This is a genomic window from uncultured Shewanella sp., assembly GCF_947501665.1.
In the GTDB taxonomy this organism is placed as follows: domain Bacteria; phylum Pseudomonadota; class Gammaproteobacteria; order Enterobacterales; family Shewanellaceae; genus Shewanella.
The window spans coordinates 153,288-175,772 of record NZ_CANMWS010000001.1 but is presented as its reverse complement, the minus strand read 5'-3'; the positions used below and the strand labels follow the sequence as shown (position 1 = coordinate 175,772).

The window sequence follows — 22,485 nt, the reverse complement described above, 5'->3', positions numbered from 1 at the left end:
TTTAGCTGCCTATGCGGCAGGTCACTCAACAATTGGTGATATACATGGAGTAAGAACATTTTTAACTGCCTTTTCGGCAGGATGTCGCATTAACATAAATATCGAAACGATTGTTTTTATTTTCAACTACCTACTCGGCAGGTTACAAAAAACGAAAGCTTTAAAATTTCATGTTGTGATTTTTAGCTGCCTATGCGGCAGGTCATTTAACTCACGTTCTACGGTGCGCTTGTAGAGAATTTTTAGCTGCCTACTCGGCAGGTCACATTAAAAATGAAAAATCCGGCACACTACCTTTAAACTTCTCATTGGTTGCTAGGCCATAAGCCCCAAAGCTAGGCTCAACAGGCTTACCCACCTGCTCTTTTTGAATGTGAATGGTAAAATCTTGTTGGCTGGAGTCACTGGCCATCGGCACACGATGAAAACACTCCACGTCCCGTTTGCGCTCATGAAAATCAGGCTTAAAGGGCTCACCTCGCGCTCGCGCACGTTTTTCTAAGCGCTTTAATCGCCTTCTCGCCTCCCCAGAAAACAGTTTGGCGACGCCTTGATTGCGCTTAAACCGCACCTCTTCACATACTCTTGGTACGATTTCAACTTGGCTCACATTGAAAAAACCATAAGCTTGCATATCCATAAAATAGGCTTGTTGCCGTAACACTGATAATACTTGCTTATCCGTATGAACAAACACGATTCGATCACCGATTGAAGCATCAGACCAAGCAGGAAAACTCACTCCCATACCTTGAATATGATGTTGACAAGTATAACCATGCAGTATCGAAATACATCGACCCATCAAGAGTGCGAAGTTTGCTTCTTTCGGTAAAAAACTGATCATAAAATAATATCGTTGCATGTTAAGCCTTCTTTTTTAGTTCCGCTTTCTTTTGAAACATGCCGCCCTTTATTAACACAGCAAAAAGATAATATATATCAGGGTTAATGGACTCTTTAGGGTTCAATAATTGCTGTTTTAGCTCGGCTAAATAAAGCTCGGCATTGACAAATAAAGAATAGAAATCACGTTCAGACTTAGGCGAACGACGTGCAATGCCTATCTCTTTATCGGCACCATACTCATGCACCCGTAAACGCTTAATATTATCCTCAAGCCACCAATCATCTATTGATTGTAATGCCGCGCCAATTTTTACCGAGTTAAAACTAACGGCATAACGCCCATCGATACATTTGACCTTTGAAAACTGTTTCGATGCCTCACCTTGCGCCGCCTTTTCACCAAAGCTTTGGCTTGGATAGATCTCCTGGCAAAAAGTGGTTGCTATTTTTGCCGTGATATCGGCACTCCAAAATACCTTAGGATCGGTTAACGCTTGCAAAAACTCTTTGCTTAATTCATTTAATGCTGCTTGAGCATCAGTTGGCCAAATACTGTCCCAGTCTAAATGCCGAGTATTCGCTATTTGATAACAACTCCCAAAACTGGTTTTAATCTCAATTTGCGTATGGCCTGTATTTTGATTACGCCATAGCCAATTGCCTAATAACAGGTTTTTACAATATCGAAGCGCTAATTCTTTATAGCCATCACATTCATTGAAACTCACTGTCAAGGCTTCAAGCAAGGCATGCACATCAGGATCACTACAGCCTGAAGGTTTAAGAGAATTCGCCTGTACTCTTAGTGAAAACCGGCAATAAATATGCGTTATATTAGGAGGAACATAACACTCTTCAAGGATCAATGGATTACAATGGGTTAAATCCTGTGGGGCTAAGTTTTTAGGTTTGAATTGCGGGGTAAATGCTTCAGTAAAGCCTGCCTTTTGGCCACGAATTCGGTTGATTTCAGCTTCAAGTGGAACAAAATCACTATCAGCTGTTTTATAGAAAAAAACAGCCTTACTCGGGTATAGAGAGCGGTCATACTTTAAAAGATTACATAACTCCATATCATTCCTTCAAATCCGTTTCATCAGCATGGTGCACTCTTTTACATCAAGCATCCAAAATGCTCGCCTAAAAAAGTGTCTTATTCCCTGTAACCTTATATCAATAGCGGTTGCACACTCTACGACCCCGATCACAGATTCGGCATAGCAATGTAGTGGTTCAAGGGAATGTTTTCTGCTCTTGGGCTTATCTAATAACACATAGCCTGACATAACCGGACACAATGATGGTTTTTGCTTTAGCAAAAGCAAAAGCGCTTCCAGATTATCCAATGAATATCTTGTTGGCATAATCCATTTCCCCGACATAGGGAGGCGACTCAATGTTGAATAAAGTGATGCTTCGCAATGGTAAAGCTCACACCAATCATTAGTAGAGCCTAATTCTGGAGGGTGCATCACGCCACCTGCAAAACTTGCCGGAAAGCTTGCCTTTAATATATCACTCTGATGATCTAGCGTGTCTAATTCATCTTCATCGCCATCAATATGAACGATAAGATCAAACACTAAATCACAATATCGATTATCTATGATCCCCGACCGCCTGAATTGATTTTCTTTTTGGCCTTGCATGCCAAACTCTGGCAATTTTTTGCCTTTAACTGACGAGTACTGACGAATAAACCAAGAAAAAGAAGTCATTCTCAGCTGAGTATTCAGTCTTTCATTTAACCTTCGTTGATAATGGTGCATCATTCCCCAAACAGCGGTTAATGAAGGAATACCAACACAATAAGGGTTTGATAATGCATTTGCGTCAAATACACGAATGCCTTTCAGATACAAATACCGTTGCGTAGGAGTCTCTTCATCATCGTCTACAACACTTTTTTCAGTATCAATATGAGCCAACAACCACTGTAAATGATGTTTAAACGGTTTCATCAAATGTTGATGAAACGCATACTGACGATTGGTATTTAAGTTGGATAATTCGGTATTGAATAAACTCAATAATGGAACAAGTGATTCGGGTAATTGTTCGTTAGGTACTGTTAGCAATTGATACTCTAATGAACCTTCGATCTCTTCTAACTGATTAAATACGTCATTATTCTCCTCAACTGCTAATCGCCATTCAATAATAGGGGCGAGCCACTGTGATAGCGTTGATCTTATCTGCCTATGGCTCGCTACTTTCTGTCGGCGGCGCTGCTTTAGAACTAGTGCCTTGTCACTCAATAATAGGCCTTTTAACGCCTTAATAAATTCAGGATGCTTAAGGGCGTTACTATTAAATACGGTTTGCCCATTTCTCATCCTCGATAACCAAGAATGACTTAAGCCGTAAACAGAAGGATGAAGGCTTGGCGGATAATTCAACACCTTGATATTCCCACCCAATGAGGCGGCTAAATCACTCACGCCAGCTGGACGAGTAAATTCGATATTGGTATAGCGCCCTTGTTTTTTAAACGCCGTTTGTTGAATACTTGCTTGTAGGGCATGATTGACCACAGGTGTAATGGCTAGGTATCCATCCCGATAAGGCATACGCACTTGAACCGAATACTTATCCACCTTCTCTGGCAACGCACTCTCAGGTAAAAAATTTTTCACCGCATTACATAGCACGACAAAATGCTTAACAGACATTCCCAGTGATTGAAAAGCCATTTTCCACTCTTTTGGCTGAACGGATAATAGCCTTGCCAGACAGCAGGCCTTATCTTGCCAAATAAAATGAGCCCCAAATAACTTGGCGAGATTGACTTTGGCGCTGTCATGGGACCAACCAAAAATCTGTTTGCAATTGGCACCACTTAATACAGAAGGAAGCAAGGTCGAAGGTACAGCAATCAGCCTTTGCTTACTGACTCGAATATCGGGGTATTTCAGATTATGGGTATGCAGCCATTGCACTTCCTTAATGCAAGCCCCTATATGCTCATTATTCATGAGTGTTGTTTTTGCCAATTTATGATCGAGTAAATCATCAACCAACTTTCTAGAGTAGGTTAGATTCAGCAAAATGATCAAAGCGCTTTTTTCATGCCCAGTCACATCCAATGGCTCGGTATAGGCCGTAAATCCACGCCTCAAAGCCACTGTGCGCTCCTGAATATCACCAATTTCCAATAGTGTGTTTAACTGTCCCTTATTTACCATGCTGATAAGTACATCCCTTGTCTATTAGCTCCAAAGCTACTTTTATACTCAATAACCTGCCGTATGAAAAAAACACCGATGTGAGGTTCAATTCTCTGCCGCATTTTTTGTCTAAATGCTGAAATCAAAATACCCTCTTGATAAAGCCGATATACCTGCTCATGGGTTGTTGATAGCAAAATCGCTGTTTCGGCCACACTCACAAGCATATCGGCCACATTTGGCTTATTGGATTTAGGATGTGATTCGACCCATTTATGTAGATAATCCATCAACGCAAGATAGATAAAATGAGGCTCTTTTTCTTCAGGTAATAGGCAATGATAATGTAAAATTATTTCGCCATAAATAAACCGAAATGATGTGTGATTAAATTCGTCGATAAGCTTTAAATCTGCATTCAAAGTCAGCTGTTCTAGCTCCGAATAAAAGTTATTTGGCCATGCCGAAAAATATTCAACAGCATCACTGTGCCGATAATTCCCTCTATTCGCGTAACGTTTTTGATACCAAAGCAAAGCGGCAAATCGATGCGAAGTAGATAAAACACTTAACAAGGGGTTTGCAGAGTGAAGATCACCTTGGATCAAACATTGGGATAATAACAGTGCTTGGCGATCCGCTTTTTTAACTGTTACAGTCGCAAATTCAAACCCACAAACACAATGGGTGATGGAGCCATTCTCAATGTAATTAATGGATAGCTGGCAACTAGGACAATGATGGAGTAATTCACATTCATGCTTTGCACACACCTCATAGGGGGTTAAGTGCCAAACTTGTCGAATATAAGCATCATCCACTAAACAATGAGGGCAAACAGGCACAGTCCCTATGCCATTTTCTTCCGCATAACGAATAAAACTGAGCGGAATATCAATGCCATTACGATGTACAGCAGATAAAGCATTTAAAAACAATCGATTCGATTTAAATAATGCCAGTTTTTGTAATTCGTGGGAGGGTAACCCCAACAAAGACTCGAGTAAGTTCAATGCTCGCATTCTAAAATGACTATTGTGTTTCGCGTGGTAAACATTGAGCCGTTTTAGCTCAATCGGGAACGCTCCATGGGCATCAAAATCTAACTCATGCAATGCTTCTCTAATGGCGAAACTTAACTGCTGATAAGAGTCAAAAAAGTTTTCAGCAACCACACGCAATAAATAACTTTCTAAAGACTCATCAGCAAATGCTCGAGCAGTCGGTGAAAACAGAAATGCCATAACCCACCAAAAAACTAAGATATCCTTAGTTAGGTTAAGTTACTGGGCTAACACTTTTTTAGCAAGGGTAAAAACATGATCGACCACTCAAAAAAACAACAAAGCCAAAGCAGCATCGATACTTTGGCTTTATCATTAACAATGGAAGAAAAACCTCTTTAGGATTTTGTGTTCTATAGCGAAAACTCTTCTGGTTTGTAGAAGGTAAATCCAGTGATATCATTGGCTTCAAAAGCTTGTTTTACTTTGTCATGAGCAATCACAAGCGGCAAAAAAGAAGTTAAGCGAAAAATATAAGGTAAAGGCATGTCGGAAGTATCTATAAAAGAAAGTGAGTCAATAAAATCAATATCACCGGGTTCAAACATAGTCACTTGAGATTTTTCGTAATCGACGATATCAGCATCACCAACAATATTAACCAACTCGTAATCATCTGAGGTTTTATGACCATCAATGCCTTTTAGTAACACTGGAAACTCTTGTATATTATTAATGCCAATTTCCCTTAGAATTTTTGATATTTTTTTGTGTAGCAATAACCCCTTAAACGCTGGAGCCATTAGATTACCATTGGGATAATCAAAATTATCATCATCTTCCAATTCATATTCAATTACAGGGTAAGCGCCTGTAATATGTTTACCCTGATTACATTCTAATCCAAGTTTACTTAAGGAGTCTGGCACTCCTATTAACTTTGCTTCTTTATTACTTTTTCTTTCACTAAACATTATCCAGTACATAATTTATACCCCTATTAGTTCTTGATTTATTTTTTCTAACCGTTGCTTAGCAAAATCTCGATCTTCCAAAGCTTCTGTTCTAAGCAAATAATCCCAGTTTTTAATTTTCTTATAAAGGTAACTAGATAGCGTATCAAGCTGTTTTATCGTTTCTTTTTGATGATGTTTCCCATCAGCTTTGTCTGAACAAATCTTGCTCAACCTGACTTCTAACTTTTCTAAAAACGGCTCAATTTTATCATTGTATAAATCTTGAGGATGTGGCCCTTTATGTAGCTGTAAATCATGCTGAATGATGTCGAATTTAAAAGAGGGCAAACAAATGCCATTTTTAGGATGATTGACATCGTAGCCAGCTAATTCAGCATTCTTCTTTAATTTATCAAATTGTTTAAACAAATGAATCGAAATCAAATGATGTTTTTGAGTATGGTAAGCGGGGTAATTTAATTGAATTGCTTTAGCAACCATACTCTTTCTTCCATCAGCCTTTTTATACTCTTCCGGACTTGCTTTACTGTCTATACCAGCCCCATGAATTATCCAAGGCTCTAACCCTTCCTGTACCCATTTTTTCTCGTAATTATTACTGCGTTTTAATTTTAATTTATTTGGATAATGAATAGGTTTTTTATGCTTCCCCTTACAATCTTTCCAGTCACACTTGTAAGTTTTCTCTTCATCATCTTGTTTTTTATTGTTGTTCTTCTCCCTCAAAGGCGTCACAAAGGTGCGGGTATTGAGATCTGATTGTTCGTTGGGAATGGAGGGATCTTTTTTATACAGCTGTTTTTTGGTGTTGTTGTTACGTACTACTTTAAGGGCGTCTTTCATCTCGCCTAAGACTTCAACGGTTTCTTCTAATACTTTACCTGCTTTGCGGCCGTTAGCTGCAAGCAAGAGTGATGCACCAGCAATAGGGGCGCCTACGCCTCCGGCAAACGCACCTAAAGCGGTACCGCCTGACACTACCGCGATATCCATACCCAGTTGCGTGGCATGGTACGCACTTATTTCTACCACTTTATCGCGGGGCAATGCCGCCAACATACGCGCCGGTAAACTGGCGATCAGCTCTCTCCCTTGGCTGTCGCTGAGTAATAGAATGAGCATTTCCATGGTATCGGCAGCTTCCCACATGCCTTGTTTACCGCGCTCTTTCCATGCTTGGAATTTATCCTCAAGCGCATCCACATCGCCCGTAACGATGGCCTCAATGAGCATAGTGACATTAATGTCTGCCGCATCGAGCAGCTCACCAAAATCCCCTAAGTCGGGTAAGTATTCGGTCACGCCACTGGTGGCACCGGATTGGGTGGCCTTGGCCATGTCCCAGGATTGACTTAAAAAAGACTGATTATTAAATGCTTGGCTTTGTTGGTTAAGCTCATCCAGTTTGTGATTAACGGCATCTGCAAAGGCTTGGGTAACGGGTACCTTTTGTTGCTGACTTTGTTGCTGATTAAGCTTATCAAAAGCATGTTGAGCGCTTTGTTTGGCTTTGTTATTAATGGCGTTATCGAGCTTGGAATAGGCGTTATCAAGTGACTTTTGCGCCTCAGCCGCTAAGGCTTCATCACCAAACAAAATATAAGCGGCGTGGTTAGTATCAGGCTGCACATCCGCTTTGCCATGTTTGTCGAGCGTGCCTGTGATTTGAGTATTTTTACCGTCTTCCATGATGACGGTATAAGGCACATTGGCCGCCTTGGTTTGCTCTTTATCGTCGTACACCAATTTAAAAATAAGCCGATTAGGCGCCATGGCAAAGGTATCAGCCACCTTCTTTTTGGGTGGCTCAGACTTAGGATCTGCTACTAACGGCTCTTTCGTACGTTTAGGCATTTCCGCTGGCGGATGCAGATTATCCGATGACGGACTTTGATAGGCGTTACCACCAATATTAATCATGCCACCTGCGGTGCCTAAGCGGGTATCGATGGCTTTAATCACGTCCTTTGGATAGTCATTGTTGATGGCAGGATTAACCTGCCTGACTTGCGCAGGCTTAAGACTGTGAAGAATGACTTTTAGTCTATCTTCCATGCTGAGTTCGGTATCAGGGAACCCGATAATGAACATGGGCTTTGTGGGTTTGTCGGCCAGTAAGAGTTTGTCACCGCGAGTGAGGGCGGTTTTAAGACTGGCTAATGACTCGCCTGTGGCAAGGTAAGCCTTTAATTCGTTATCTTTTAGATGAGTAAAATCCGTTTCAATGCTTAACGCTTCATGCTCCATCAATTGATGGAGTGACACTACCTTCCCTGACATACCGCTTCCTTAATCCTTTATTATCTTTCTTTAAGTACGCCTTTACTTAAAACTTTTACTTAAAAATGGCAGCTCTTCCCTAAGAGCAGTTAATTTACCACAATTGATTAATAATAAAAGGGATTTATTTGTCCTGTTGTGGGTACATTTTCATAACTCAAGGGTAGAAAGTGAGTCAATAATGCGCTAAATTGGCGCGCAAAACATACCAGCCGTAAAGGGATAGACGATGGAAAAATGGGGCAGTGACACACCTGAGCGAGAAGAGGTCGATATAGCGACCATTAATCAGCAAACAATCGAATACATAGAAAAGCATGGTTTTTGCTTTAGTCATCCCAATGATGAGCATACCGTGACCTTTGGCATGTGCGCCCATGGTTTACCGGATTTATTGATCTCATCCAGAGATTTGGAAAGCAATAAAATCATTTTGTCCCGCATCGCAGAAGATTGGCTTAAAAATGGGGTCAATCTAAACACCAGGGACGATCTCATTGAATACGATAACGGCAAGCCGCTTATATTAAAATTTAATGTGATCTATAACGGTGAGTCCATGTTCAGACATAATATGGATTTCTATCGCACTCACCCACAATACCAGAAGCTATATTCACCTGAAGTGGTGCAAGTACTTTGGCAAAATGACCAAGGGTTATACCCGAACGAAGAAGGTTACAACAAAGCTTGTTATCAGTACTATTTTACCCCTTGGGTTATCGATACGAGGCACTAAAGCAGCCCTAAATGCTCAGACTACGCAGCCTCGCTTTTCTTACTATTAAAAAATGAAGAGTTATAGACAGCAAGCACAACCAACCACAAAAAAAGCGCCTCTCCGGCGCTTACTGCTTTATTCAATTTCTACTTAATCTTGAGCTCAGGATCGACTTTAAAGCCCTAGCAGCTTTGACTTACAGCCCTGCTAAAATCACTTCCGCTTTACTGACTTCAAATGATTTTGGCGCTTCAACATTAAGCGTAGTTACCACGCCGTTGTCTATCACCATCGCGTAACGCTGTGAACGTACGCCGCCGAAACCAGCCGTATCCATCTCTAGCCCTAACGCTTGAGTAAAACTGGCATCACCATCAGCTAGCATCATTAACTCTGATGCGTTTTGTGCTGCTCCCCACGCTTTCATTACAAAGGCATCGTTGACCGACACGCAAGCAATGATATCGACACCTTTGGCTTTAAACTCATCGGCGAGGACCACAAAACCGGGCAAGTGCGCTTCGGAGCATGTTGGGGTAAAGGCGCCTGGTACGGCAAATAAAACAACTTTCTTATTGGCAAATAACTCAGCGACGTCATGGGTAACCATGCCATCTTTGGTGAGTTCACTTAAGGTAGATTGGGGCAGTTTTTGGCCTGTTGCGATCATTATCTTTGCACTCAACTTGTAGATTAATGGACTAAAAAAGCTAATATAAGCAGCTTAACATACAAGAAACCACCACTGAAGCATTCAAAAAATGACACTACTCCTCTTTTTCTGAAGACAATTTATTAAGTAAGGCTGTTTTCTTATCTTCATCCATGTTCTCAAGTAGGCATAGTAATTTTGCTGTGGTTTCTGACTCACAAAAAAAGTAAGCCACAGGCACACCTAACTCATCGGCCATTGCCTTTAAGGTATTAAAATCAGGTGTGTGCTTACCTTTTTCATATTGATTCATGCGCGTACTCGCAGTACCAGGATCCATACCTAGCTGAAGGCCCAGCTGCTTTTGGCTGATCCCCAAGGCAGTTCTTGCTTGTTTGAGCCTAAAAGGCAATGGGTTGGTAAGTTTATCCGCCACGTATTCGTCATTATTTGATCCTAGATAACTTAGATTGTCTTCGTTTTTTCACTTGAGGTATACTAAGGAATCCTTAGCTTTTTGTGTTCTCTTGTCAAGTTTTAAACAAGATCAAACGTAAAACAAGCAAGTAGCTAAGCAAAAACATGAGTATTGATACTTAAAAAACTGTCATGGAGTGGCACATTACATATTGAAATTAATAATAATTGGTAAATATTGTGACCTCATCATTGATCCCGATAAATAAAACACTGCTGAATATTTTACAGGATGAAACCCTAAGAAATTTTACAGCTATTCAATTGAAAAACATGTGTATTAAAGCCTTACCTCTGGCAAATACAAAAGAAACCGCACAATTAGTCTACCGTGGCTTAAGGCGATTACATCAAGCTGGGTTTATCGATAAGAAGCCACATACCACTTCCAAAAAACAAACTCATATTTTTTCAAAAACAGCCTTATTTAATCCAGAACAGCTCATTGCCAGCCAACCACGCAAAGGCCAGAAAATAAATATGACTCCCCCTTCAGCACCTACACCTGCGCCAACAACGACGAGTGCTCATACCCAATTGAAAACCACGCTTAATCAATATCAAGTCGATTTATTGAGTAGCATTGGTGAAGCCGAAGAATTTAAACGACTTTTTGAAGAGTTTCCTTACGCTAAGTCATCGCTATATCCACGATACATGCAAGCGAGAAATCAAAGCTCCACCTTAGTCGGTAGAATTAAAGCCATAGAAGTTTGTTTGAATGAGCTTCAAGGCTTGCCATCATGAAATTAAGGGCATGGCAGCAAACTTGTGTAGAAAACGCGTTGCACTTATATCGAAGTCAACAACACTTCTTGTGTTTAGCCACACCAGGAGCAGGAAAAACTGTCATGGCCGCAGAGTTAGCAGCAAGATTAATTGAAATAAATAAAATTGATTTTGTTCTCTGCTTCTCACCGTCATCAGAAGTGAATGAGAGTATTCAGCGCACGTTTACTCATCGACTGCACAAGCGTTTTGATGGATTAATGGGGGCTATAGGCAGTGTCTATACTTATCAATTTATGCCTTCACTAACGCCTGAATTTTGGATGCTATTAAAAACTCATAAGGTCTTGGTCATTATGGATGAAGTGCATCACCTTAAAGGCACAGAGCTGAGTAATGCCAACGCATGGGGAGAAGAAGTACTGCTTAATATTCAAGATAATGCCGCCTATACCTTAGCACTTTCTGGCACGCCTTGGCGATCGGACAAGGCGCCTATTGTTTTATCCAAATTTACCGAACCCGATAATACTATTCATTGTGATTTTATTTATGGATTACAACAAGCTGTAAAAGACAACATATGTAGAATCCCTAATATTGTTCTCATTGACAATGATAAAATTCAAGTAAAAACCAATGAAATAACGGATGATTTTTCATCCATTTCAGAATTACTGGAACACTCACTATTAAGCTATCAAGCACTCATTACACACCCAGAAATTATGCGTTATATCCTGAGACAAGGCATAAATAAGCTCTCAGACATCAGGTTGTCAAACTCTCAAGCTGGCGGTTTAGTCGTCGCGGCGTCCATTACCCATGCCAAACTCATCTTGCATATGTTAACCACAGAGTTAAATCAGAGCGCTTGCATTGTTACCTCACAACTGAAACACCCCACCCAAGTGATTGCATCCTTTAGGCATAGCCAAATCCAATGGATAGTCAGTGTGGGCATGATTTCTGAAGGAACTGACATTCCGAGACTACAAGTGTGTTGTCATTTAAGTCTCATTAAAACTGAGATGCATTACCGTCAAGTGTTGGGACGAATATTGCGCGTGAGTGCAGATGAAAAACAACAAGCTTGGCTATTCACCTTAGCGGAAAAAACGCTCTCGGCTTTTGCCTATCGTATTCAACAAGATTTACCTGATGCTGCCGTAGTTATAAAACAAAATGAGCCTCAAGAGCTCACAATTAATTTAGAGACACAACAAGCACCAACCTCACCACCAAATACCGAGCATAACCAACCCAGTATTGACTTACATTTATTAAATGAGTCGACTCAATTCCCACAACAAACACTGACCGATATTGAAGAGGAAAATCATTATAACTTGTCATTAATTGGTGGCTTCAAAGAACAAATAGTCAAGATGTTTGATATTCATTTAGCCAATAATTGAGCTAATGTTTTTGGCACTGAAAATACGGGCTTTATCACCCTATCTTCTTCAAGAAGTGCACTAGGATTATACCTAGATGGTTTAATGACTTCAGAGATAAGTATTTCATCTATAGGTTGAATAAAGGGGTTAATGGGCACTTCCTCTTCTTCTCGATCACTTAGAAAACGTTCATAAGCATAAGATAAATGCTCGATATTTAGAGTATTATCCTTATCAATAAGTGCTATTTTTAACGCTTCATATAATATGTATTTTAATCGACGGTTTTCCCCTTTGCATGCCGCAAACAGTGAAATGAAAAAATGTTTACTTTCTAGTTTTGGTGGTTCATCAAATGGCATATACCTTGCCAATCCCATTAAATATTCACGAAAATACTTAATGTCATTTTTAAGGCTAAAATATTCCAACTTTCTTCGACGTACCAAGCGTGATGACCATTGTGGTTCTTCAGCTATTTTTTTGGCCCAAGGCATGCCCACTAAAACAATAGGTACTCTTGCTTCTTCACTAATAAATTTCAGTGCATTAGCGATTAATTGTCGCTCCTGGAGTGATTTAAATTCTATGAGTTGTTGAAACTCATTAATAATAAGCAACTCAACCTTAGCTCGAACCAAACTATTGACCAGCATTTTTGTCAGATCAACAGCATAGCCACGCTTCTTCCTTTGATGGCTTGCAAATAACTCCAAATCAGAGATCATTTGAATCAAAGTAGCATCTAGATTGTTTCCTTTATGGATACGACTAAGCAACACAGGTACAGTATCATGACTGTAACGCTGACTAGCCAATACCTTTTTTTTATAATTATTAATCAAATGACTTTTACCCACCCCTGTATCACCTGTGAGTAACATACACTGAGGCTCCGAAAAAAGCGTTTGATTTTGTCTTAGCTCATCAAAATCATTAAAAATACGCTTAATTGCTGGGTGCATGATACAGCAGTCACTAAATCGTCGTAGTTGTTCCATTTGAATGTGGCTTAACATAATCATTCAAAAGCCTCTAAATCATCATCCAAATTATCGAGAATATTATCTAATGCGTCGAAGACAGTTGGGCGCTGTTCGTCTTTTTTACATTTAATCGTACCTTGGCCAGTATTGCTAATATCTGCCAGCTGGGCCTGTTTCTTTACTGCTGAGATTTTTGCTTTCGTTTTGGCTCCATTAAATATCTCCTGCTCTAGTTCTACTCGAGCATGAATTGCCATCCTCGCTTTAGCTAACCCTAAGTCATCTTTATTTTCTCGCACCATTTCACGATTAATTTTTTTAATCACTTTATGCTCATGTAAACTTAACTCTTTGGTATAACTCGTTGTATCAGTACAAGGTACTTTAAGATAGCCTTCTAACTCTTCAAGGTACACATGAATATATGAAAGATCATCAGGATCGACTTTAATGAGTTTTTTTATTGAATCTTTAGTTTGCGGATAGCGTTTACGATAATCAGCCAGTGCTGTGGAGTCATACATTAATTCTTCAAATTTAAAACCATTTCTAGTTAAAGACCTTTCATAAGTGAGCCCCATAAGCACATTAAAACGCTCTTCATCTTCCTCACTCATTAGCAATGGTGGATAGACATCAAAACCATGCTGCCATTGCTTTATTGGGATTTTAATGTTTCGTGAATCTGAATCTTGATGATAAATATCAATAATCCAACGATGAAACTCTTCCACAAAAACTGAAAAGCGCATAATGGCATCTTTTTCAGGTTTATAATTTTCCTTTTCAAGAATATTTGAGAAGGTTTTACCTGGTAGTTCCACTAAAAAATACTGGTTAATCATCCCAAAGAAACGCTCAACCAATGGCTTCAACCAAGGTTTACCGACAGGGTTATATTGAACGTTGATCCCTGCTTCATGACAAGCATGATCTAAACTTTTAGACCAAAACTCAGCACCATTATCCACCACTAAGGTTTCAAACTTTCCATAACAAGGCCAGCCATTCTGAAAATCACACCCAATACCATCGAGTAATTTAGATTTTATCGCATGTACGATTGCTTTAGCCGCTGAGACATAAGAAGGTGCCTTGTAGCTCAAATGAAAGCCTAAAACACAGCCACTAAAGACATCAATGACTAAGGTGAGATAGGGTCTCCCCAGAGGAATGCGTAATTCATCATCAAGTAAGATTAAATCAAGCGGCGTATGATCAATTTCAACTCGCTCTAAGATCCTAGTAGGCGGAATATGAGAAGAGCAATAGGCGAACCACTGATCAGCTAATGATTTACCGTGTCTGGCAATTGCTACTGGATAAGGTGGTAGTGATTTTATTCGTCTATTAAAACTATTGTAAGAAATAATAGGAATTTGTCCATCAACAATATTTTCGTTTTCAATAGTGATGGCATCTTTATAATACTGATATGCTGTCGTCACTTTAGGTCTTTTGGCATCTAAAAAACGGACTAATGCTCGCTCAAAAAAAACCTCTTCCCCCTCAACTCGGCTTTTCCTATTACCCATTTTATGACGTTTAACAACCAGTGCAGCTAAATCGCCATTGCTCTCAATGTAACTCTTACGCCAACGCACTACTGTTCGCCAATTTGGCCTCTCCTCCCTATTAGCAATAAACAATTTATCGAGAATTGGATCGAGTTTCTTTTGAGTCCAGCCACCCGAGTTTTCTCGCTCAATAACACTAATTAGTTTGTATTTATCAAGCGCTTTTTCTTTCAAAAAATCAGGAAATGTTTCTAAGTCCCTCTTCACTAGCTCAGCATCATCTAACTTGATATATTGAGCAGGCGTATCGGGTTTCTTAATTAATTTATCGCCTCTAAACTCGTCTTTAAACTCCATTACTCAATTCCCCACACTAATGGATTAGAAGCTAGGTCATCTTCATTCAGATCTGCCTTTAATAAACCTTTATTGATTAATGAATAAAGAAAAGAGCGGGTTTCTCCCATTGTCAGCGCTGATTGTTCAGCAACTTTCTCAAGCCGAGTTGAGCCTGATTTTCTAATTAATTTTAGTAGCTCATATTGCATATCACTCACCCCATAAATACCAGAGTACCGATGAAGTAATTTGAGATTATTTAAGATTGGATAGATACGTATTTGCTTATCTGTGACAAGTATAAGCTCACAACCCATCTCGTGAGCAGCTTCTTTTTTAGCGATAAATTTAGCTCTAAAAACAGGGTCAAAAGTTCTGTTATACGGTTTGTATTCATGGAACTTAACCGTCCCATGAATATCGTAAATAACTGCATCTGGCGTGTAAGGTAGCTTTTTCCCCTCAAAGCGGTAATAAAAACCTTCTGGCTGACTGGCAAATGTCTCAATAGTTTCATTATACTCATGATGAAAACATGCATCGAATTCCAATGAGCTTTCACACATGATGGTGTTGCTAACTTTTTGACTTGAAAATTTAAACACATTTTTATTCGGGGAAGGCTTACGTAAATTCCTAATATACATGAGCAAAACTCGAGCAATAAGAGTACATTTAACGTACATTCATTTAAAATTTTGTCAATGGTTGGTTAAATATTTACGTAACTAATTGAAGTGATTTAAAATGGTATATGTAACTAAATTACAAATACCATTTTTATGTCAGAGTATGGGTTAAATTTGTCAGACTATGGGTGTTTTATGTCAAAGTATGGGTTCAGCGACAACAGATGTCATACTCAACCTTGAACTCATTCCCCATTATTTCATTGCCGCTTTGACATAAACATCGAAACGGTTTTTCTTGGTCTTGATCACGGTACTGGGCTTTATACCGTTCAAATCGTCAGCATAATCTGGGCGCTTCACCACCACCCTTTTATTCGCAAGCGCCATAGCAGGGGTTAATAAATCATCAGCATCGAGATCGGCACCGACTAAGGATTGAAACACCCGCATTTCTTTTTTCACTAACGCCGATTTGTCTCGGTGAGGATACATGGGATCGAGATAAACCACATCAATATTTGATACATTCTGTTGTAATGCCTGTAAGCTGGACCCCGGCATTAACCGCATTCTTTGCTGTGTCCATTCACCAATTTCCGCGTCGTCATAGGCGCGGCGCAGACCATCTTCTAATAATGCCCCCACCACAGGATGGCGCTCAATCATAGTGATATCACAGCCTAAACTCGCCAACACAAACGCATCCCTACCCAAGCCTGCAGTGCCATCAACCACGCTCGGCGTCACCCCATTTTTTAGACCCACAGCTTTTGCAATGGATTGACCTCTCCCACCACCAAATTTTCGCCTATGGGCCACGGCGCCAGACACAAAGTCGACACAAATCCCCTTGAGTTTAGGTTCATCACGTTTCAATAAAGTCAGCATATTGTGTTCAAAAACAAGTTCAAATTGAGCATTTTTATCAAAATGTAATGACCAACGCTCACAAATTGCTTCAAGAGTCGGAAAATGTCGATTAAAAAAAATGGGAGTAGACTGGGCCGATGAAGTCACAATATTTATATTACTCATAGTGAAGTTAATAATGAAGTTAATGCTATTATGCCAAAAAAGACACTCACTTAGTATCCCACTCGCTTCAGGCTAGGTATAATTCTTACCATTATCCATACACCTTCTCATTGCAGGGATCCTCATGCTCAGTTATCGTCACGGTTATCATGCCGGAAATTATGCCGATGTGTTAAAGCACAGTATGTTACTTCAAGTGCTTTCACTCCTTCATAAAAAAGATAAACCATTGGCTTATATCGACACACACTCTGGGGCGGGAGGCTACTCCCTTTCAGATCCATTTGCTCAGAAAACTGGTGAGTACCTCAATGGTGTCGCAAAGTTATGGGATAAAACAGACTTACCCACTCCACTGGCGCAGTACATCGCTGATATCAAACATTTTAATCCCGATCCCAATCAACTCGCTTTTTATCCGGGATCGCCCGCATTTGTTGATATGAATATGCGCCCAAAAGATCGCATGGTGTTGCATGAAATCCATTCAAGCGATCATCAAATATTAGCCGAGCAATTTGAAGGTGATAAACAGATTCGTGTGGTCAAAAAAGATGGGCTCAAAGGGTTAATGGCTGCCGTTCCCCCAATAGAACGCCGAGGGGTTATTTTAATTGATCCCAGCTATGAAATAAAAGACGACTACTTAAACGTCGCTCATGCCATCATAAAAGCCCATAAACGTTTTTCAACTGGCGTGTATATGCTCTGGTACCCTGTGGTAAAACGAGAACAAACAGAAGAAATGCTCCAACTTCTCGCCACATCTGGGATCAAAAACCAACTCCGTATTGAGCAAGCCATCCAAGCCGATAGTCATGAGTTTGGTATGACAGCAGCAGGGTTATGGGTGATAAATCCGCCGTGGAAATTAGACTCTTCTGCCCGAGACACATTAGATTACCTTGCCCCTTTGTTGGGTAAAAAAAGTGGAAAAACCATTGTTAAACTAGAAGTTGATGAATAACGCTGCTTTAACAAGGTATTACTAGCGTGTTAACCACACGCTATTCCTATGACAAATGACGTTTAATTGGATACAAAGGCATAGTGTTAACTCTTAAAATATAAGCAATCATCACTCCTGGAAACACATTCACGGCTGTATTAAATTCGCTGACAGCCACATTATAAAACTGATATGCCCCTTTTATTAACTCGGCTAGCTCTTGGTAAGATTGTATTGTTTGAAATACCGCTGCCTGTTGGGTCAATTCACGATTATTTTCAAGCTTGCTTAAAATGGGCTGCATTAATTGCTCAAATGTTTGCATATCAACAAAATGCTGCGTGACTTCAACTTGTTTAAGCTTTTTATAATCAGCTTTTAAACGACGCGTTATTGCTATTATTGAAACCATAGACACTTCTATTTTCAAAGCCAACAATTCATCAATCAAATTTGTTTGTTTAGCGACATAGCTATCTATTATACCTAAAGCGTCAAGTACGGCTTGGCGTTTTTTAAATAAACTCATGATCCATAGATAAGTCATCACAAGTAATAAACCCATTGCGAATACTATTCCTTCCATCAATCCGTCCTATCTTCACAATTTATAGCTTGAAATCTTACTCTCCATTATTTCTACAAAAAAATCTACTCATTACCGATTTTCACTTTACTGCAATAAAAAATCTCATGTCTAACTAAATCAATATATTTTCAAATTTATACTCGCCTCCTTGAATAATCCCCCCCCTGTTATTACATATTTTGTTACAATTAAATAAAGCTTTTGAGAAAGGAAATCATTTTATTGACCGGCCCAACCTGAAAATAGTAAATAAATACCGCAGTAAAAAAACTACATACTTTTCAGTAGTAAAGATAAAAACAAAAGCTATATCAATATATTTGACAATAAAAAACTGATATCAATAAACACATAACGATAAATGAATAATTTATTTACAAACAACAAGATAAAAATAAAAAAACACTAACTAGAAAAGTCAATACTCCATTAATCTAAGATACGTGAGTCAGCTAATCGAGTAAATTATATACATTAGCTCTAACCGACTAATAATGCCTTTTTGACCCAGATTTTCTGGGTCTTTTTTATTAATACTATCACCCCGCCCCTTTACTTCACTCTTCTTTCAAATAACCTATGCCCTTTGAGCTAACTTATCTACTATTCAGCACCAATACAGCTTAATACTTATATACTAAATCACATATTGTGAAGTTGATACTTTCATTCTGTTACTAACAGAATGCTTAAGTAAACTGATTTAAGCAAACCGATCCCCTTGACCCATTCTTATGGGTCTTTTTTTTGCCTACTCCACCTTTTTACAGACTGTCAGAATCGTTTTATGCTCTTAATGCACATTTTGTTCAAATTTATATGCCGTATTCAGCTAAGATACAGAACTAAACTTTTATACTAACCCCATATTGTGAAGCCTATTGCTGAACTCGATGGTACTCATCCATTTTAACGAGCAATAAGTCAGTTAACACTATCCCCTTGACCCATTCTTATGGGTCTTTTTTTTACCTTTAAAAACATTAAGCCAATAAAAATGGCTGGAATATACCAACCATTTCTGCATTATTTTTTCTGTCAGCTTGAGTTTTTATTATTGATCCCTAATTGCTTTTCTTTAGGACTAAATATGCGCTCAACAACCACGAAAAAAATAGGAATAAAGAAAATCCCTAAGAAAGTGCCGCTAAGCATTCCTCCCACCACACCAGTCCCTATTGCATTCTGACTTCCTGCGCCCACCCCTGTACTTAAAGCCAGCGGCAACACACCTAATCCAAATGCAAGGGATGTCATTAAAATAGGCCTTAAACGCACTCTAATCGCATGTAAGGTAGCATCAACTAAACTATCCCCTTTATCATAATAACTTTTTGCAAATTCAATGATTAAAATGGCATTTTTCGTCGCTAAACCAATAGTCGTTAGCAATCCAACTTGGAAGAAAATATCATTTGAAAACCCTCGACTACTCATGGCTAACTGAGCACCTATCACCCCTAAAGGCACAACAAGGATCACAGCCAATGGCACTGACCAACTTTCATATAATGCCGCTAACACTAAAAAAACAAAAGCAATTGATAATACATAGAGCATAGGAGCTTGCCCACCTGACAATTGTTCTTCATATGACAACCCATTCCACTCAATACCAAATCCAGGAGGTAATTGTGCAACAAGCTTTTCCATTTCCTTCATGGCTTCTCCAGAACTCACCCCCGCTGCACTTGCCCCTTGTATATTAACAGCAGATAACCCATTAAAACGTTGCAGACCTGGCGCATTAAACTCCCAACTTCCCGTCGTAAAAGCTGAAAAAGGCACTAACTGATCCTGGCTATTTTTGACATACCAATCATTGAGGTTATCTGGCTGCATGCGATAAGGAGCATCACCTTGCACATACACTTTTTTTACGCGGCCCCGATCAATAAAGTCATCAACATAATCACTCGCCCAACCTGTCGTAAGCACACTTGTTGCATCACTAATGCTTACACCTAACGCACTCAATTTTGCATAATCAATATGCAGCTGATAGGTGGGTGCATCTTCTAAGCCGTTCATGCGCACCCCCACGAGCTTAGGATCCTTAGCCGCTAATTGCAGTAACTGATCTTTCGCTTGTATTAACTTGGCATGACCCTGGCCATTTTTATCTTGTAAATAAAAATCAAAGCCATTAGACGTTCCTAACTGTATAACTGCTGGCGGCGCAAACGCTAACACTACCGCCTCTTTAAATTGTGAAAAGGCCATCATTGCTCGATTAGCAATCGATTGCACATCTTGGCCTACCCCCTTTCGTTCAGACCAGTCTTTCAAGCCAACGAACGCCATACCCATATTCTGGCCACTACCTGAAAAGTTAAACCCTGCGACACCAAAAACAGAGCGCACATTTTTCGATTCTTCATTCAAATAATAATCAGTGGCTTTCTTTATTACCGCCTCAGTTTGCTCCAAAGAAGCATTAATCGGTAACGCCACTTGAGTAAACAACACGCCTTGATCTTCTTCAGGAAAAAAAGCTGTCGGCATACGCACAAATACCCAAGCCACAATACCAATCAACACTAAATAAATCATTATCACTCTGCCCGTACGTTTTATCATACTGGAGACATTCTTCTGATAACGGCCCAATAAACTCGCTAAAGTGCGATTAAACCAGCCAAAAAAGCCACGTTTATCATGTTTTTGACCTTTAGGAATAGGCTTAAGTAAGGTCGCGCAAAGTGCTGGCGTTAAAATCAGTGCGACCAACACTGATAATGCCATTGCAGACACAATCGTGATAGAAAACTGCCTGTATATCACTCCCGTTGAGCCTGACATAAAGGCCATAGGTATAAACACTGCAGATAAAGTCAGGCCAATTCCTACGAGTGCTCCCGTGATCTGCCCCATTGACTTCTTTGTTGCCTCTAAAGGGCTGAGCCCCTCTTCCTCCATAATACGTTCAACATTTTCAACCACCACAATCGCATCATCAACCAGTAAACCAATGGCTAAGACCATTGCAAACATAGTTAATGTATTAATGGAAAACCCTGCAAAAGATAAGACAGCAAAAGTCCCCAATAACACCACAGGAACAGCAATAGTTGGAATGAGTGTTGCTCTGAAATTTTGCAAAAACAAATACATAATAAGAAATACAAGCACAATAGCTTCAAACAAAGTTTGTACAACATTTTCAATCGATTTTTCAATAAAGGGGGTGGTGTCAAATGGATAGACCACTTCCATCCCTTCTGGAAAATACGGCTTCATCTCATTTATTTTAGCTTTAACCGCTTCAGCCGTTGCTAATGCATTCGCTCCTGTGGCTAAAACCACCGCCATACCAGAAGCAGGCTTACCGTTATAAAAAGAGTTCACAGAATAATCTTCAGAACCCAATTCGACTCGGGCCACATCAGATAAGTGCACAAGGCTGCCTGTTGTATCGGACTTGATAATGATATCTTTAAATTGCTGCGCGGTTTGTAAGCGACTTTGTGCCGTGATAGTCGCATTTAACTCTTGACCAGCCTTAGCAGGTAAACCGCCTAACTGCCCTGTTGTGACTTGAGCATTTTGTGCCGTAATGGCTGATTCAACATCAATACTGGTTAAATTATACCGAGCAAGCTTAAGTGGATTTAACCAAATTCTCATGGCATATTCGGCACCGAAAACCCGTACTTGCCCAACACCTGAAATACGATTAATCGGTTCTTGTAAATTCGACCCCACATAATCAGCAATATCGCCTTTTGACATAGAGCCATCTTGAGAAACAAACCCCATCACCATTAAAAAGCCTGAGCTTGACTTATTGACACTCACCCCTTGACTTTGCACTTCTTGTGGCAAAAGTGGCGTCGCTAATTGCAGTTTATTTTGCACTTGAACTTGTGCAATATCAGGATCGGCTTCAGCGTCAAAGGTTAAGGTAATGGTTGCCGATCCTGAACTGTCGCTACTCGACGAAATATACCGCAAATGATCTAAACCAATCATTTGCTGTTCTATCACTTGAGTCACACTGTTTTGCATCGTTTCTGCAGAAGCACCCGCGTAACTAGCCTTTATCTCAATCGTTGGCGGAGCAATATCAGGGTATTGTGAAATGGGCAAACGTGTTATGCCTAAAATACCAAATAACATAATAATAATGGCAATAACCCAAGCAAATATCGGACGATCAATAAAAAAACGTGCCATCTACAA

General features: G+C 39.7%; 18 protein-coding genes. 4 read left to right on the top strand and 14 right to left on the bottom strand.

Annotated elements, in window-relative coordinates; translation table 11 throughout:
• Positions 1-262: 262 nt before the first annotated feature.
• The 6 genes from cas6f to Q0976_RS00775 all read right to left on the bottom strand — a co-directional run bounded on the left by cas6f (position 263) and on the right by Q0976_RS00775 (position 8,277).
• Complete coding sequence (gene cas6f / locus Q0976_RS00800) at positions 263-865, bottom strand: type I-F CRISPR-associated endoribonuclease Cas6/Csy4 (RefSeq protein ID WP_299489860.1); 603 nt, start codon at positions 863-865, stop codon at positions 263-265.
• A gap of 1 nt (position 866) precedes the next feature.
• Positions 867-1,922, bottom strand: a complete 1,056-nt coding sequence (gene csy3, locus Q0976_RS00795; protein WP_299489857.1) for a type I-F CRISPR-associated protein Csy3 — start codon at positions 1,920-1,922, stop codon at positions 867-869.
• A 9-nt stretch (positions 1,923-1,931) separates the two neighbouring features.
• Positions 1,932-4,034 carry a type I-F CRISPR-associated protein Csy2 gene (locus Q0976_RS00790; RefSeq protein ID WP_299489855.1) on the bottom strand — a complete coding sequence of 701 codons (2,103 nt, stop codon included), beginning with the start codon at positions 4,032-4,034 and terminating at the stop codon, positions 1,932-1,934.
• Positions 4,028-5,260 (bottom strand): TniQ family protein, encoded by a 1,233-nt coding sequence (locus Q0976_RS00785; protein ID WP_299489853.1) that lies wholly within the window; start codon positions 5,258-5,260, stop codon positions 4,028-4,030. Before Q0976_RS00785 ends, Q0976_RS00790 begins: the two co-directional genes overlap by 7 nt.
• A gap of 173 nt (positions 5,261-5,433) precedes the next feature.
• Positions 5,434-5,994: a DUF1629 domain-containing protein gene (locus Q0976_RS00780; RefSeq protein ID WP_299489852.1), complete on the bottom strand. Its 561-nt coding sequence runs from the start codon at positions 5,992-5,994 to the stop codon at positions 5,434-5,436.
• Between the two features lie 15 nt (positions 5,995-6,009).
• Complete coding sequence (locus tag Q0976_RS00775) at positions 6,010-8,277, bottom strand: AHH domain-containing protein (protein ID WP_299489849.1); 2,268 nt, start codon at positions 8,275-8,277, stop codon at positions 6,010-6,012.
• A 229-nt stretch (positions 8,278-8,506) separates the two neighbouring features.
• Between Q0976_RS00775 and Q0976_RS00770 the strand changes: the two genes are divergently transcribed.
• Positions 8,507-9,016 (top strand): DUF4262 domain-containing protein, encoded by a 510-nt coding sequence (locus Q0976_RS00770; protein WP_299489847.1) that lies wholly within the window; start codon positions 8,507-8,509, stop codon positions 9,014-9,016.
• Positions 9,017-9,194: 178 nt separating this feature from the next.
• On the opposite strand, the gene Q0976_RS00765 is transcribed toward Q0976_RS00770, so the two are convergent.
• Together Q0976_RS00765 and Q0976_RS00760 are read right to left on the bottom strand one after the other, a co-directional pair.
• Positions 9,195-9,668, bottom strand: coding sequence for a peroxiredoxin (locus tag Q0976_RS00765; protein WP_299489844.1), 474 nt, complete (start codon positions 9,666-9,668; stop codon positions 9,195-9,197).
• Positions 9,669-9,765: 97 nt separating this feature from the next.
• Positions 9,766-10,086 carry a helix-turn-helix transcriptional regulator gene (locus Q0976_RS00760; protein WP_299489842.1) on the bottom strand — a complete coding sequence of 107 codons (321 nt, stop codon included), beginning with the start codon at positions 10,084-10,086 and terminating at the stop codon, positions 9,766-9,768.
• A 221-nt stretch (positions 10,087-10,307) separates the two neighbouring features.
• Here Q0976_RS00760 and Q0976_RS00755 point away from each other — a divergent pair, with 221 nt between their 5' ends.
• Together Q0976_RS00755 and Q0976_RS00750 are read left to right on the top strand one after the other, a co-directional pair.
• Positions 10,308-10,874, top strand: coding sequence for a hypothetical protein (locus Q0976_RS00755; protein WP_299489840.1), 567 nt, complete (start codon positions 10,308-10,310; stop codon positions 10,872-10,874).
• Positions 10,871-12,274, top strand: coding sequence for a DEAD/DEAH box helicase family protein (locus Q0976_RS00750; protein WP_299489838.1), 1,404 nt, complete (start codon positions 10,871-10,873; stop codon positions 12,272-12,274). Before Q0976_RS00755 ends, Q0976_RS00750 begins: the two co-directional genes overlap by 4 nt.
• Here the strand turns inward: Q0976_RS00750 and Q0976_RS00745 are convergent.
• From Q0976_RS00745 to Q0976_RS00730, 4 genes are all read right to left on the bottom strand, one after another.
• A complete protein-coding gene (locus tag Q0976_RS00745) occupies positions 12,256-13,281 on the bottom strand; it encodes a TniB family NTP-binding protein (RefSeq protein WP_299489836.1) in 1,026 nt (341 codons plus the stop codon). The genes Q0976_RS00750 and Q0976_RS00745 overlap by 19 nt on opposite strands.
• A complete protein-coding gene (locus tag Q0976_RS00740) occupies positions 13,278-15,116 on the bottom strand; it encodes a Mu transposase C-terminal domain-containing protein (protein WP_299489834.1) in 1,839 nt (612 codons plus the stop codon). The genes Q0976_RS00745 and Q0976_RS00740 overlap by 4 nt, the downstream gene beginning before the upstream one ends.
• Positions 15,116-15,649, bottom strand: a complete 534-nt coding sequence (locus Q0976_RS00735; protein ID WP_299489831.1) for a TnsA endonuclease N-terminal domain-containing protein — start codon at positions 15,647-15,649, stop codon at positions 15,116-15,118. Before Q0976_RS00735 ends, Q0976_RS00740 begins: the two co-directional genes overlap by 1 nt.
• A gap of 333 nt (positions 15,650-15,982) precedes the next feature.
• Entirely contained in the window at positions 15,983-16,765 is a 783-nt protein-coding gene (locus Q0976_RS00730; protein WP_299489828.1) for a class I SAM-dependent methyltransferase, read from the bottom strand.
• A 124-nt stretch (positions 16,766-16,889) separates the two neighbouring features.
• Here Q0976_RS00730 and rlmJ point away from each other — a divergent pair, with 124 nt between their 5' ends.
• Positions 16,890-17,732, top strand: coding sequence for a 23S rRNA (adenine(2030)-N(6))-methyltransferase RlmJ (gene rlmJ / locus Q0976_RS00725; RefSeq protein WP_299489825.1), 843 nt, complete (start codon positions 16,890-16,892; stop codon positions 17,730-17,732).
• Positions 17,733-17,778: 46 nt separating this feature from the next.
• On the opposite strand, the gene Q0976_RS00720 is transcribed toward rlmJ, so the two are convergent.
• Both Q0976_RS00720 and Q0976_RS00715 read right to left on the bottom strand, forming a co-directional pair.
• The gene (locus Q0976_RS00720; protein ID WP_299489823.1) at positions 17,779-18,300 is read right to left on the bottom strand and encodes a LemA family protein; all 522 of its coding nucleotides are present in this window, start codon (positions 18,298-18,300) and stop codon (positions 17,779-17,781) included.
• Between the two features lie 1,041 nt (positions 18,301-19,341).
• Positions 19,342-22,479 (bottom strand): efflux RND transporter permease subunit, encoded by a 3,138-nt coding sequence (locus tag Q0976_RS00715; RefSeq protein ID WP_299489821.1) that lies wholly within the window; start codon positions 22,477-22,479, stop codon positions 19,342-19,344.
• Positions 22,480-22,485: the final 6 nt, after the last annotated feature.